This is a genomic window from Pseudomonas sp. Pseu.R1, assembly GCF_045764065.1.
GTDB lineage: Bacteria > Pseudomonadota > Gammaproteobacteria > Pseudomonadales > Pseudomonadaceae > Aquipseudomonas.
Genome location: NZ_JBJGEE020000001.1, coordinates 4,264,703 through 4,281,024, shown reverse-complemented (window position 1 = coordinate 4,281,024; position 16,322 = coordinate 4,264,703). Strand labels below are relative to the sequence as shown.

The following is a 16,322-nucleotide window of genomic DNA, read 5'->3' as shown; positions in this document are numbered from 1 at the left end:
CGATTGTTTAGGATGTCGCGGAATAGGTCAATAGTTTGGCAGAAAGTTAATGAGGAAGCCGATACTAGACCGAGAATAAATTGACGCCAAATAACCAACAATAAATAAATCAAACGCTTAGTTGTTGGGCGCCAAAGTTTTGTTAGTTTCAAGCAGCCCCATATGAAGCGCCGCACCCGAAAAGCCGGTCGGCATGATGGATACCTACAGAACGGTAAATTCGGAGAGTCACCCCCATGAGCAGTGTTGTTGCCATCGTCAAAAGCATTGTTGGCCAAGTAGTCGCAGTCTCCCCGGAAGGGATTCGTCGTGTGCTGATCGAGGGTGACCGGCTGTTGGCCGGGGAGCAGGTGCTCACAGGCCCGGAAGGCTCTGTCACATTGCAGTTGGCTGATGGTCGCCAACTGGACATGGGCCGTGACAGCCAGTGGAGTTCGGAAACCCCGACCTCGACCACTAACATCGCAGAAGCCACCGCTCAGGCGGCACCGTCTGTTGCCGAACTGCAACAGGCCATCGCCGCGGGCGCGGACCCGACCAAGGATCTGGAAGCCACCGCGGCAGGCCAGACCACCGGCACGTCTTCCGATGGCGGCAACGCAGGCGGCGGCCACAGCGTCGTGATGCTGACCGAAACCGCGGACGTCGTGAACCCGAACATCGGCTTCAATACAGCCGGTCTGGGGAACGCCGCAGCCGCAGGTATTCAGGAAGACGCCGCAGTCCCTCAGCGCGAATCGACCCTGACCCTGAGCGCAACACCGACACTGACCGAAGAAGGCGGCGCGCTGATCTACACCGCCACCGTGACTCAGGCACCGCTCAGCGACCTGACTATCACCCTGTCCAACGGCTCGACCATCGTGATCGCTGCTGGCCAGACGACTGGCACCGTGGTCGTTCAGATTCCGAACGGCAACACCCCGTACATCGACGCGCACAACATCACCACAACCATCACCGGCACCACCGGCGGCGCTGGCCTGGTTCTGACAACCAACCCTGCGCCGGCCGTGACCAACGTCACCGACACCGTCGACACCACCACGGCCTCTATTACGGGCAGCGCTCAGGTCACTGAAGGCGAATCGGCGACTTACACCATCACGCTGAGCAACCCTGGCCAGACCGAAGTCACCGTCAACCTGACGTACAGCGGCACCGCTGCCAATGGCACGGACTACACCCAAGTGGTCAGCGTCAAGATTCCAGCCGGGTCCAGCAGCGTTACGTTCGATCTGGCAACGATCAACGACACCCTTCCGGAAGACGTCAAGAACATCACCGTTTCGATTGGTTCGATTACCGGTGGCAACTTCGAAAACGTCGTGGCCAGCACCACCAACGGCAGCGTCACGACCATTCTCATCGACAACGATGCTTTGCCTGTCGTTGATTTGAACGGCGCTGCGACTGGCACCAACAGCGAAGTCACTTTCACCGAAGGCAACACCGGTGTCGCGATTGCACCGGACATCAAGGTCAGCGACGTCGACAGCCCGCAACTGGCAGGCGCCAAGGTCACACTGACCAACGCGCAAGCGGATGACACGCTGACCGTGGGCAGCCCGAACGCCAACATCACCGTCACCACAAGCACCGTCAACGGCCAGATCGTCCTGACCCTGACCGGCGCTGCGACCGCTGCTGAATACGAAGCCGTGATCAAGTCGATCACCTTCAGCAACAGCAGCGATAATCCGAGCGTGGCAGATCGTACGATCACCGTGACGGTGAACGACGGCCAGAACGACTCGATTCCGGTGAGCAGCACCGTTCACGTGCAAGCTGTCAACGATGCGCCAACCATCACGTTCGAGACCCCGAGCTACACCGAAAACGGTGCCCCTCAGCCTCTGGTCAACAACCTGCAAATCAAGGACGTCGACGGCGACACGCTGAGCGGGGCGAAGATCACCCTGACCGGCATCAAGGCCGAAGACCTGATCGCGTCTGACTACTATAAAGGTGGCACCGAAGGCACCACCGATCTGGGTATCAGCTACAAACTGGTGAGCAACCCGGATGGCAGCATCACCATCGAGCTCACGGGCAACGCGTCGATCGCCAACTACACCAAGCTGATCAACTCGATCACCTACGCGAACAACAGCGAGAATCCGGACACCACCCCTCGTGGCGTCAAGATCGAAGTCACCGACGTCGACGCCCATGGCACCGACAATCAATCGGGCGACCACAGCGGTCAGATCGATATCATCTCGGTCAACGATGCACCGACCGTCAATGATGCCAGCGGGACTGGCTATGAAGACGGCAAGGACAGCGCAGGCACCGAGACGGGCCTGGTCAAGATCATCCTGACGGGCAGCGACGTTGACGGTCAGATCGATCACTTCAACCTGGTCGACATGGCCGAGCACGGCAAGTTCTATGCTGACGCGGCAGGCACTCAGGAGCTGACCAGCGCCAGCGACATCGCTGCCGCCAATAACAGCGCAACGATCTACTTCAAGCCGGACGCTGACTGGAGCGGCAAAACCAGCTTCACGTACACCGCGACCGACAATCAGGGCCTGCCTGCCGCAACGGCAGCCACCGGCAACATCACTGTAACCCCGGTGACAGACACCCCTGCCCTGTCGCTGGTGAGCGACGCGGTGGTGGCTTCGCTGACCGTCAACGGCGCGACCACCGGCGTGATCGGCAACATCGGCAGCGGCGCGTGGCACACCGACAACAGCGGCGGCACTGTCGAGATCAGCGCACCAGGCACCTACGGCGTCGGCGCCAACGCACAGAACTCACAGAACTCACAGGTCATCGAGCTGGAGCGCAATTCGGGCGACCCAAGCAACCTGTACACCACCATCGACGCCAAAGCGGGCGCGACCTACTCCATTTCGGTCGACTACTCGCCACGCGCCGGTGCGCTGGATAACTCCGTTATCAATGTGTACTGGGGCACTACCCTGATCGGCACGCTGAACGCCAATCAGACCGGCATGCAAACCTACACCTTCCAGGTACCGGTCACTGCCGATGGCGCGGCCAAACTGGAATTCAAGGCAGCCGACAGCAACTCTGTGGGCGGTGTGATCAACAACATCAGCGTTACCGAACAGCTGAACACCGGCCTCGAAGACAAAGGCATCCTGCTCTCGACCATCAAGGCCGCCACCACCGATACCGATGGTTCGGAAACCCTGACGCTGAGCCTCAAAGGCCTGCCGGTCGGTTCGACGCTGACCGATGGCACGCACACCTTCACCGCGACGGCTGGCCAGACGTCTACCGACATCACCCAATGGGACCTGAGCAAGCTGACCTTCACGGCACCGTCCAACGTCAGCGGCACCGTTTCGCTAACCGTGACGGCGACCGCACAGGACGGCGATGCTGCACCGGTGAGCAAAGACCTGAGCTTTGATGTCCACGTGATCGCCGTGGCCGATGCGCCAGTGGTTAACGTCACCTCGGCCACCGGCCCTGAAGACAGTGCGATCCACCTGACCATCGCAACGGCCCTGACCGACACCGACGGTTCCGAATCGCTCAGCACCACGGTTTCGGGCATTCCGTTGGGCGCCGTGCTGACCGATGGCACCCACAGCTACACCTCGATTCCAGGCGGTGACGGCGCGGTCGTGATCGATGGCTGGGACCTGAGCAAGCTGACCATCACCCCGCCTAAAGACTTCAATGGCGAGATCAAGCTGACCGTGAGCTCGACCTCGACCGAGGCCAGCAACGGCAATACTGCGACCACCACAACTCCGTTGGTCGTGACCGTCACTCCAGTCAACGACGCCCCTGTTCTGGACCTGAACAGCAAAGACGGCTCGACCGAGACCGGCTACAGCCTGAACTACATCGAAAACGGCAAGGCGATCAGCATCGCTGGCAGCAACGTTTCGATCACCGACGTGGACAACACCACGCTCAAAAGCGCCACCGTCGTTCTGACCAATGCTCAGATCGGTGACGTGCTGGCCGCCACCAGCAAGAACGGCATCTTCGTACAGATCGTCAACGGCGTCGATGCCGATGGCAACAAGACCATCACTGTCAACCTGAGCGGGGAAGCAACCCTGGCTCAGTACCAGTCGATGATCCAGTCGATCACTTATCGCAACACCAGCGATGACCCGAGCACCGTCGATCGCAAGATCACAGTTCAAGTCAACGACGGTCAGTCCGAGTACAACCTGTCCAACGTTGCCACCAGCACCATCAAGGTCACGGCGGTCAATGACGCACCGACCATCGACATGCACGGCTTCGGCAACGTCACCGCCGCTGCGCCTTATGTCGAGAACCAGGCACCGGTCAAACTGATGCCAAACGTCACCCTTGCCGATCCGGACAGCCCGAATCTGCAAAGCGCGACAGTTTCGATCCAGAACGCAAAAGCCGGCGACACGTTGGCGTTCGACACCACCGGTACCAACATCACCGTCACGTCGAAAGTGGTCGGTGGCCAACTGGTCTATACCCTGACCGGCACCGCGACCCAGGCGCAATACGAAGCGGTCTTGAAGTCGGCGACCTTCCAGAGCGTGGGTGACGATCCGGTGGGTGGCATCCGCGTGGTCACCGTCACCGTCAACGATGGCGAGTTGAACTCCTCTGTCGGCACCTCGCTGGTCACCGTCATTCCGGTCAACGATGCACCTGTGGTTGATCTGAACGCAGGCGCTGTGGGCGGCAACGGCAACTTCGTCACCGATTACACCGAGAACCAGGCTGGCATCAACATCGCAGGCAACGTGAAAATCACCGACCCTGACGATTCCAAAGTGCAAGGCGCGACCATCACCCTGACCAACGCTCAGGCCGGTGACGTGCTGACCGCTGCCAGCCAGTTGGGTATCAAGGCGACCGTCATCAATGACCTCGCGCACAACAAGATCACGGTCATCCTGACCGGCAGCGCTAGCGCCTCGGCTTACGAGCAAGCGATCAAGTCGGTCACCTACAGCAGCACCAGCGAAGATCCGGACCAGACGCCGCGCAACATCACTGTCACCGTTTCTGACGGCCACCTGATCAATGGCGTGTCGAGCGCTTCGACCACCACCATCAACGTGACCGCCGTCAACGACAAGCCGACCGTGACTTTCGGCAGCAGCGAATACGTTGAAAACGCCGACCCAGTGTCCATCGCTCCGGGCCTGCAAATCGCTGACGTGGACAACACCACGCTGAGCAAAGCGGTCATCACCCTGACCGGCCTGAAAGCTGAAGACGTTGTGGACTCTGTGCACAACACCGGCAACGGCACCACCGACATCGCCGGTATCAAGTACACCGTCTCCGGCCCGGATGCCAACGGCACCATGGTCATCACGCTGGAAGGCACGGCGACCAAGGCCCAGTACCAGGAGCTGATCGAGTCGATCAAATTCGTCGCCTCGGGTGACAATCCAACGGGCGGCGAGCGCGGCGTGAGCGTCGTCGTGACCGACACCGGCCTGAAGAGCGATGGCACCCACCTGGAGTCGTCGACTGAGTACACAGGCTCCATCAAGGTTACCCCGGTCAACGACGCGCCGGTTCTGGACCTCAACGGCCCGGCCGGTGGCAGCAACAGCACCACCACGTTCACCGAAGGCAACAGCGCGCTGAAGGTCATGCCGTTCATGACCATCACCGATCCTGACAGCCCGACCTTCAAAGGTGCAACCGTCACCCTGACCAACCCGCAGGCGAACGATCAACTGTACTTCGCGACCACCAACGCGAAGATCACCGTGACCTCAGCCACTGTCGACGGCAAGCTGGTGTTCACCCTGACCGGTGAAGCCACGCAGGCCGAATACAACGACGTGCTGAAATCGCTGCGTTTCATCAACAACAGCGATAACCCGTCGAGCGTCAACCGCGTGATTGACGTCACCGTCAACGATGGCTCCGACAGTTCCAACACCGCTCAAGCCATTATCAAGGTCGTGCCGGTCAACGACGCACCGACGTCTGTCGGCGACGGCTCTGGCATCTCGTTCACCGAAGGCGGCGCTGGCACCACTCTCGCCGGCAAAGTCACCGTCGCTGACGTCGACAACGACAACCTGCAAAGCGGCAAAGTCACCCTCGTTGGCACTCAGACTGGCGATGAGCTGACCGTGGGTTCGCCAAACGGCCACATCACCGTCACCCAGTCGGTGGTCGACGGCAACATCGTGCTGACCCTGACCGGTAACGCTACAAAAGCCGAATACCAAGCGCTGATCGACTCGATCACCTTCAAAAACACCAGCGACAACCCGACCACCGATCCGCGCGCGATCACTGTCACCGTCAACGACGGTGCGCTGAACTCTGCGGCGTCCAGCACTGCCGTGACCGTGGCCCCGGTCAACGACGCTCCGACCATCACGTTCACCGGCGCAAGCTACACCGAAAACGGCGCAGCCACCCCGCTGGTCACGAACCTGGTCATCAAGGACGTCGACAGCGGCCAGCTGTCCAGCGCCACAATCACCCTGAGCGGCATCAAGGGTGAAGACCTGATCGTTTCCGATTACTACAAGGGCGGCACCGAAGGCGACACTTCGCTGGGCATTCACTACAGCCTGAGCAACGACGCTAACGGCAACATCGTCATCACCCTGACCGGCAACGCGTCGATCGACGACTACAAGGCGCTGATCAGCTCGATCACCTACGCCAACAACAGCGACAACCCGCACGCTGACGCGCGCGGCGTGAAGATCGAAATCACTGACGTCGATGCGCACGGCACTGACAACCAGTCCGGTTTCAGCACCGGCAGCGTCACTGTGACCCCGGTGAACGATGCACCGATCATTGGCCACACCGGCACAGGCACCAGCTTCGGCAACACCTGGAACGAATCCCTGGCCGATGGCACCCCATCGGGCAGCGGCAAGGGGCCAGGCAAAATTGCTCGCGATTTCACCCTGACCGATCCGGACACCACCGTTCTGAAGTCTGCGACCATCACCCTGACCAACTCGCACGATGGCGACATCCTGAACGTGGTCAAGAATGCGGGTCTGACGTACGAAATCACTAACGTCAAAGACGCTCAGGGCAACATCGTCAGCCAGACCATCACTTTTGGTCCGGGCACCGCAGCGCAATACCAGACTGCGATTCAGTCGATCACGTTCGACAGCTCGTCGCATAACCCGAGCACTGAAAACCGCATCATTAACATCACCATTGATGACGGCGGCGATGTGAACAACATCGCTACTACGGTTTCGACCATCCGGATTACCACCGTCAACGATGCGCCGACCGTGGGCACCGACAAGGTCACCTTCACCGAGAACGACAACGCCGTTTCGGTGGTGAAGAACCTGCAACTGAACGATCTGGACAACACCACCCTCAGCAAGGCCGTCGTCAGTGTCAGCGACATGAAGGCTGGCGAGCTGTTGACGTTCACCGGCACCACGCCTGACGGCGTCACCGTGACCGAAGTGAAGAACGCGTCGGGCCAGGTCACCGGCTTTACCCTTTCCGGCGTCGCGACCCTCGAGCAGTACAAGGCGCTGATCGAATCGATCAAGTTCCAGGCACCGGGCGATAATCCGATTGCAGGCACGCGTGGCGTCGACATCACCGTCACCGACTCCGGCGCCAAAGGCAACGGGGTGAACGGCAAAGAATCGTTCCTGGCCCACGGCGAGATCTCCGTGGTCGCGGTCAACGATGCTCCGACGGCCAATGCCGCTCAGGGCAGCGGCAACGAGGACGACGGGCAGACCAACCCGGGCATCGCCATCACCCTTAGCGGCAGCGATGTGGACGGTCAGATCGACCACTTCAACCTGGTCGATCTGGGTGCGCACGGCACGTTCTACGCCGATGCAGCCCATACGATCGCCATCAACACCAGCACGGATATCCCGGCCTCCGGCAACAGCGCGACCATCTACTTCGTACCGGATGCGGATTGGAGCGGCACCAACGACTTCACCTATAAAGCGGTGGACAATGGCCTGGCCGGCAAGGACGTGCTGAGCTCGCCTGTCGTGAATGGCAGCGTTACCGTGAACCCGGTCACCGATACACCATCGCTGACCATGGATGGCGGTTTCACCCGTGGCATCGACTTCCAAGGGTCCGGCACAGGCACTAACGTCGCTGTCGAGCAGTTCAGCGGCGGCGTGTGGCACACCGATAACTCCGGCAATGCGGTGGAAATCAACACCGCCAGCACCTATGGCGTGAATGACCCGAAACAGGCCTCGGGCAACCACGTCATCGAGCTGGAGCGCAACACTGGCGACAAGAGCAACCTGTGGACCGAATTCTCGGCCAAGGCGGGCCAGACCTACACCGTAACCGTCGATTATTCGCCACGGGCAGGTGCGCTGGACAACTCGACGATCAACGTCTTCTGGGGTACGACCCTGATCGGTACGCTGAACGCCAACGAGGTGGACCTCAAGACCTACGCGTTCCAGGTTCCGGTCACCGCCGACGGCACTGCGCACCTGGAATTCAGAGCCGCAGACAGCAACTCCACTGGCGGCATTCTGGACAACATTTCGGTAACCCAGAACGTCAACACCGGTTATGAAGATCAACCTATCCTGCTGTCACCGATTCACGCAGCCAGCACCGACCGCGATGGTTCGGAAAGCCTGACCCTGACCCTCGGCGGTCTGCCGAAAGGCTCGGTCATTACCGATGGCAATCCGAGCCACGTCTTCACCGCTGGCGATAACAACGCCTCGGTGGATGTCAGCAACTGGAACCTGAGCGGCCTGAAATTCCAGGCACCGCTGAACTACAGTGGCACCGTTGGGCTGGAGCTGACCGCCACCGCCAAAGATGGCGCCGCAGCGCCTGAGAGCACGTCGCTGAAATTCGACGTAACGGTTATCGCCGTCGCGGACGCACCGACCCTGACCGTGCATACCGATGGCGGCAACGAAGACAGCGCCATCAAGCTGGATATCGCGGGGGCGCTGGTCGACACTGACGGTTCGGAATCCCTGACGCTGACGGTGGCAGGTATTCCGTTGGGCGCAGTGGTGACCGACGGCCACAACAGCTACACCTCGATTCCGGGCGGCGATGGCGCTGTCATCGTCACCGGCTGGGATCTGAACAACCTGACAATCACTCCGCCGAAAGACTCGACGGCGCCGATTCAGCTGAGCATCATCGCCACGGCAACTGAAGCGAGCAACGGCAGCCACGCTTCCACGACGCTGCCGCTGACAGTCAATGTCAACCCGGTCAATGACGCTCCAACCGCCACGGGCGGCAGCAGCACCGGGGACGAGGACACCACCCAGACCCTGCACTGGAGCAACTTCGGTGTTTCCGACATCGATTCTCCAGCCAGCTCGCTGGGCGTGGTCATCACCGGCCTGCCCGCCAATGGCACCCTGCTGCTCAATGGCGTGGCCGTTGCGCAAGGTCAGTTGATCAGCAAGGCCGACATCGACGGCGACAAGCTGACCTTCAAGCCTGCCGATGACGCCAACGGCAACAACTACGCCACCATCGGCTTCCAGCCGAGCGACGGCGGCGCGACCCTGGGCAATGCGTCCAGCGTTGTGATCAACGTCACCCCGGTCAACGATGCGCCTATTGCCGCCAATGATATTGGCCAACCTGTCACCGGCAGCCTGCAGGGCAACTACTACGGCTACAAACAGGGCAGCGGCGCGGGCAACGATGGTCCGAACCTGAGCAGCATCAAGCAAGCGCTGGACTTCATCGCCACGCACAAAGCCGATGCGACCTTCAACGCCAGCACCCTGAACTATGGTGGCTCGTTCGGCAACGACCTGGGCAACGCCGGAAACCTGGCGACCTTCTTGGGCACGGACAAGGGCTCGCTGGTTTACACCAACGGTACTGCGCAAACCACTACGACTGACGCGATCGTCGAGCTGGCGGGCAAGGTCAAGATGGAAGCAGGCAATTACTCGCTGAAGATCACGGCGGACGATGGCTATATCGTTTTGATCGATGGCAAACAAGTGGCTGCCTATGACGCGAACCAGTCACCTACCGCTCGTACAACCTCGTTCTCGCTCGCGACCGGCGGCGAACACAGCATCCAGATCGTCTATTGGGATCAGGGCGGCCAGGCTCAGTTGAAAGTCGAAGTGGCGGAGGTCACCGGCAACGTGATTGGCGGCTACAGCGTTCTGGGCACCAACCCGGCCATTGCGCTGGCGCATGACACCCTGACCACGCTCGAAGACCAGCCATTGGTCATCAAGGCGGCAACCCTGTTGGCTAACGACAAGGATGCCGACGGCGACGCATTGACCATCAACTCGTTGCAAGGCAACGATCCGAAAACGCCATCCAGCGTCACCGACGCGTCGGGCAAAGTGGTCGGTTCGGTGGTCATGGATGCCGCGGGCAACGTGATTTTCACCCCGGCCAAAGACATCAACGGTCCGGTGACTTTCACCTACACCGTCACTGATGGGCATGCGACTTCCAACACCGCCACGGTCACGGTCAACGTGACCGCCGTTAACGATGCGCCGGTCGCATCGGCCAGCACCGGTGCGGGCAATGAAGACACTACCCTCACAGGTCAATTGCAGGGTAGCGATGTCGATGACAACGACGTACTGAAATTCGCCGTCAAGGACGCTGACAAGCCTGCCGGTTTCACGGTCGACGATTCCGGCAAGTGGACACTGGATGCCAGCAACCCGGTTTACCAGCACCTGGGCGCCGGTCAGACCACCACCTTTAACGTGCCGTTTACCGTCACCGACAAGGCGGGCGCGACCAGCACTTCGACCCTGACCATCACTGTGACCGGCACCAACGATGCACCGGTGGCCAAAGCCAGCGTCGGGTCCGGCAGCGAAGACAGCACCCTCAGTGGTCAATTGCAGGCCACCGATGTGGACGATGGCGACACACTGACCTATGCCGTCAAACCGGCTGACAAGCCTGCCGGCTTCACAGTCGACGAGTCGGGCAAATGGACGCTGGACGCCAGCAACCCGGCTTACCAGCATCTGGCTGCGGGCGAGACCACGGTCATCAACGTACCGTTCACCGTCACCGACAAATCGGGCGCGAGCAGCACATCGAACCTGGCGATTACCGTCACCGGCACCAACGATGCACCCGTGGTCAGCAATGCTGCGGCCACCGGCACCGAAGACACGGCGCTGGTGTTCAAGTGGTCCGACTTCGGCATCAGCGATGTCGACACCGCCAACTCGGCACTGGGCATCAAGATCACCGCCCTGCCAAGCGGCGGCGATCTGCAGTACAAGGCCGCCAACGGTAGCTGGGTTTCCCTGACCGGCAACGACATCGGCAAGGCCTTCAGCTATGCCGACATCGCAGCGGGCAAACTGCAGTTCGTTCCAGCGGCCGACAAATCCGGCAGCAGCGACTACAGCACCGCCGGTGTAGGCGATCAAAAGTCTGTCTACAGCCAGTTGCAGTTCAGCGCGACCGATGGCGGCTCCGTCGCCACGCCGGGCACGCTGAACATCAGCATCCGTCCGGCCGTCGATCAGCCTTCCCTGTCGCTGGGCACCAGCGCGGTCACATCGACCGGCCTGGTCAAGGATGTCTGGGTGGGCACGCTGACCGGCATGGGCACCGACGGCAACGGTGCGAGCGAATCGACTATCAAGGCCGGTTTCAATACCTCGACCGCTCCGACGACCCATACCACGGCAACCGCCGCGCAGGATGGCAACGTTGCCGCGGGCACCGGTACCAAGCTGTCCGGCCTGATCTATCTGGAAGCGGGTCACACCTACAACTTCTCGGGTTCGGGCGATGACAGCCTGCTGATCACCGTCGGCGGCAGCACCGTGGCCAAAGCGACCTGGGGCAGTAACAGTGGCGCCATCTCGTCGACCGGCTACACCCCGACCGAGTCCGGCTACTACACGCTGGATATCTACCACTACAACCAATCGGGCCCAGGCAGCTACACCATTAACCTGGTGGACAAGACCAACAGCACCGGCGCTTCCCAGACCGTCGCCCTGAACAGCGCCAACGAGCTGTTGTACACCTCGGCAGACGACCTGAAGGCTTCCGGCCTGAACGGCGTGACACTGCATGAAAACGGCGCAGGCTCCGGCGAGGGTTACTACACCGCCTACGACCTGAACCACGGTACCGAAAACAACCCGATCAAGCTGAGCTCGATCACGGCGAACTACACCGATAACGACGGTTCGGAAACCCACGTCACCACGATCAGCGGTGCACCTGCGGGCTCCATCCTGACCGACGGCGCCGGTCATAGCGTCACCATCGCCGCTGCCAACACCGCGGTCGATGTGAGCAAGTTCGACCTGAGCAGTCTGGTGATCAAGACGCCTCAGTACTACAGCGGCAACTTCACGCTGACCGTCACCGCGACGGCCACGGAAACCGCGCTGGTTGGCAAGCCGGGCGCCGTTGCGACAGCCACGGACACCAAGCAGATCGCAGTGACTGTCGACGCAGGCGTCTACAAGGCCAGCGAAGGCACTGCGGGCGACAGCACCGTTGTCGGCACGGCTTCCAATGACATCGTGGTCGCAGACGTGACCGCAATGAAGCTGGTGGCGGGTCAGAACTACGACATCGCCTTCATGATCGACACGTCGGGCAGCATGCAGAAGCAACTGTCGACCATGAAAACTCAGCTGATCTCAGCACTGACGCAACTGTCGACGTCGGCAGGCAGCGAGCATGCCGGAACGGTCAAGGTTTACCTGACCAACTTCGGCAGCACCGCGCACACGGGTCAGAGCTTCGACATCTCGACCACTGCGGGTCTGAAAGCGGCAACCGACTACGTCAACGCGCTGACCACGAATGGCAACACCAACTACGAGTCGGTGTTCAACCAGACGAGTGCATGGTTCAACAGCAGTGACGCCGTCAACGCCGGTGCTCAGAAACTGACCTTCTTCATCACTGACGGCCAGCCGAACACCTTCGACAGCAGCACCCCAGGCGTCGGCAACACGCTGGATTCGCACACCACTGCCGCTTACAACAAGCTGGTGGCCGCGAGCACCAACGGTATTGAAGCGATCGGGATCAACACCAGCGCGCTGGACAAGTACGACACCAACAACCACTCGCAGAACGTCATCGATGTCAGCAAGCTCAAAGAGGCGATCCTGAGCAGCGAGACCCTCACTGGTCCAGGCAAAGACACCGTCAGTGGCGGCGATGGCAACGACATCCTGTTCGGTGACATGATCAACTACAAAGCACTGGAAGGGACCGCTGCGCTGAAGCAGTTCGCTGCGGACACCCTGAAAGTCAATGTGTCGACCATCGATGATGCTGCGCTGCACAAGTTCATCACCAGCCACACCGATGATGTTGCTCAGTTGGCCAACACGTCCAACACCTATGACGCGACCAAGTATCCGTTGCTGGGTGATGGCAACGACACGCTGCTGGGCGGCAATGGCGATGACATCCTGTTCGGTCAAGGTGGCAACGACACCCTGATCGGCGGCAAGGGCAATGACATCCTGTTCGGCGGTGCTGGCACCAACACGTTCGTGTGGAAACAGGGCGACACCGGCTCTGACGTGATCAAGGACTGGAACAAGGGCAGCAGTAACACGCTGGACCTGAGCGATCTGCTGCAAGGCGAAAACGGCAACGACGATGCCAACATCGCCAAGTTCCTGCAGATCAACAAGGTCGGCTCCGACACCTACCTAGAAGTCAGCACCACCGGTAAGTTCGACGCTCAGACCACGCCGAGCAATGCCGCTCAAACAGCCGATGTTCACATCAAACTGGAGGGCGTGAGCTGGGATAACAGCATGCTCAAGTCGTTGATTCACGATGCTCATACCATCAAGGTCGATTCGCACTGATAGCTCAAGCGCGTGAGCTGATGTACTGTGCTGGCAGCCGTGTCATACGGCTGCCAGCCATTGCATTCATTGAGGAATGAGCCATGTTTTACGTTCAGCGCGATGCAGAGGGAGTGCTTGTTCGTGTGGAAGCGGCCGCGTTTGCCGAGGCGACCGGACAACTACCGGCCGACGATCACGAGATCCAGGCCTGGTATGCCAATGAGGTGGTGGAAAAGAGCCTGAACCAGCTCAAGTTGAGCGACATGGAGATGATCCGTGTACTCGACGACTTGATTCAGGTGCTGACCAGCAAGGGCATCCTGAATGTCACGGACTTGCCTCCCGCCGCTCAGGCGAAATTGCTCGATCGTACCCAGGCCCGGCAAACACTGGGTGGCCTGAGCGACTTGATCAATGATGATGAAACGCGGTTGATTTAAAGCAACTCTCGTCGGGAAGCGCTGCGCTTTCTGATTGAACGCAATTCCCTGTGGGAGTGAGCTTGCTCACAATAGGTGTGTCATTCAGCGCATAAGTGTCTGAAAGATCCAATCGTGAGCAAGCTCACTCCTACAATTCATTTATAGCCATCCAAACCGCAAGCTCACTTCCATGGCGCCGGGTCACCGACCAACTGCCCCTGCACCCCTTCAATCCCCATCTCGGCAATCACCTGACGCTCGCCTTCGGTCTCGACTCGTTCGGCGATCAATGGCAGGTCAATGCTGTGCGCCGCACGCTGAACGGCCTCGATGAACAGCCGCTTGTGACTTTCCTCGTCAATGGCACGAATGTAACTGCCGTCTATTTTCAAATACGCCAGCCCCAAATGCGCCAGGTTGCCGATCATGCTGAAACGACCGCCAAAGCGTTGCAGCGCCAGGCTGAAACCGGCCTCCTGCAAACGACGGGTCAGCTTCTCCAGCACCGCCTGCTCCGGAAGCTGTTCTTCGCCGATTTCAAACGTCAAACGCCCTCGCAGTTTTGGGTACTGACGCAGCGCCTCGAACACCTGATTCAGCGCAGCCGAATCGCTCAACGTCGCCGCCGACAGGCTCAGCGCCAACGGCTGATCATGGGTTTCCATGTGTTTGAGCACTTGTTGCAACATCATCACATCAAGACGGCTGGCCCAGCCAAAGCGCTCGATCCACGGCAGGAAACGACCGGCCGCAATCGCCTCGCCCTGCTCATTGATCAACCGTGACAGGGCCTTGTAATGCATCACACGTTTGATGTCCCGCGCGTAAACCACCGGCTGGAAGAACAACTCGAAACTGCCGTGACTGAGGGCGTGGTCCAGCACCAGACGCCAGGTATGCTCGTCATCTCCCGAGCGGGTCACCACGCCATTTTCGACACAGGCCCAGGTCTGCTCGCCTTGGGTTTCAGCCAACGCCAGCGCCTGATCCGCCAAGGCCAGCAAGGTCAGCGGCGCCTCACCTGGCGTATACGGCGCCAGCCCCATGTGAGCGACAGGCGAAACATCGGACGCACCTGTCGCGCCCAATGCGTGGAGGGCCTGTTCGATTTCGTGAACCAGCGCCAACGCTTCCTTGTTGGACATGCCCGGCGCCAACACCGCGAACTCGCCACCGCGAGAACGGCTGATGAGGTTGCGCGTTTTCGGATGCTTCTCACATTGTTTGAGCAACACCTGCGCCACGGCGATCAACAACGCGTCGGTGCGCTTACCGCCCAAACGCGAGTTCAGACCGGCCAGGTCCTGAACCCGCAGCAACAGCAGATACCCGTCCAGGTGCTCCTCCTGATTGCTGACATGGGCCTTGAGCTGCATATCGAAGTAACGGCGGTTGGACAGCCCCGTCAAGCTGTCCTGATAGGACTCGACGCGCAGCTTCTCACTGCGCTCGGTACTTTCCTGAAACAGCGCCTTGAGCTTCTCTACCATCTGGTTCATTGCCTGCACCACGCGGCGCAGTTCAGGGGTGCGCGGCAGCTCCGGCAGTGTCAGGAATTCCCGACGACCGATCGCCTGCGATTGCGCGACCATGTAATCCAGCGGCTTCAACTGCCGACGCAGCAACATCGCCCCGAGTGCTCCGCTCACGATGCCACACAGCACCAGCCAGCCCAGGCTGCCCAACGCGCTCTGCCAGAGTTTGGCCAGGGCGAACATCGGATGACTCACCACCTCGACCCGCGCCGTCTGCTGCCAACCCTTGCTGACAATGGCCTCGCCCCCCGCAGGATCGAGGCCGATCAGATCGGTGAACCACTGCGGTACGCCTTGATTGTCCGGGGTCGCGCTGCGCTCGACGATCACCGCATCGGTCGCCAGATCCACCACGCGAATGCTGGCGTAATAACCGCTGTCGAAAATGGAGGTCACCATCAGCTCGACCATCGTCGGATCGTCGATATTCGCGGTCAGCGACAACGCCAGCGACGTCGCCGCATCCTGCGCGTGAGAGCGCAGCTGGTTGACGTACTGCGCCCGCGAGCTCTCCAGACTGACGACAAAACTGCCTGCGAACGCGACCACCAGAAACAGACAGATAGCGATCAACAGCTGTTTGAAAAGAGACATCG

At 60.3% G+C, this 16,322-nt stretch carries 3 protein-coding genes; 2 read left to right on the top strand and 1 reads right to left on the bottom strand.

Going from position 1 to position 16,322, the window contains the following annotated elements; all coding sequences use genetic code 11:
* Nucleotides 1-236 precede the first annotated feature (236 nt).
* Together ACI5GA_RS19605 and ACI5GA_RS19600 are read left to right on the top strand one after the other, a co-directional pair.
* Nucleotides 237-13,787: a retention module-containing protein gene (locus ACI5GA_RS19605; protein ID WP_421423885.1), complete on the top strand. Its 13,551-nt coding sequence runs from the start codon at nucleotides 237-239 to the stop codon at nucleotides 13,785-13,787.
* A gap of 83 nt (nucleotides 13,788-13,870) precedes the next feature.
* On the top strand, nucleotides 13,871-14,209 hold the full coding sequence (locus tag ACI5GA_RS19600; RefSeq protein WP_404636534.1) for a tryptophan synthase subunit beta: 339 nt from the start codon (nucleotides 13,871-13,873) through the stop codon (nucleotides 14,207-14,209).
* A 164-nt stretch (nucleotides 14,210-14,373) separates the two neighbouring features.
* Here the strand turns inward: ACI5GA_RS19600 and lapD are convergent, their stop codons facing one another.
* Nucleotides 14,374-16,320, bottom strand: coding sequence for a cyclic di-GMP receptor LapD (gene lapD / locus ACI5GA_RS19595; RefSeq protein WP_421423884.1), 1,947 nt, complete (start codon nucleotides 16,318-16,320; stop codon nucleotides 14,374-14,376).
* Nucleotides 16,321-16,322: the final 2 nt, after the last annotated feature.

What these genes read in the sequence shown, in the direction of transcription:
- lapD (WP_421423884.1), bottom strand. Translation starts at nt 16,320, where the DNA reads ATGTCTCTTTTCAAACAGCTGTTGATCGCTATCTGTCTGTTTCTGGTG.
- ACI5GA_RS19600 (WP_404636534.1), top strand. Translation starts at nt 13,871, where the DNA reads ATGTTTTACGTTCAGCGCGATGCAGAGGGAGTGCTTGTTCGTGTGGAA.
- ACI5GA_RS19605 (WP_421423885.1), top strand. Translation starts at nt 237, where the DNA reads ATGAGCAGTGTTGTTGCCATCGTCAAAAGCATTGTTGGCCAAGTAGTC.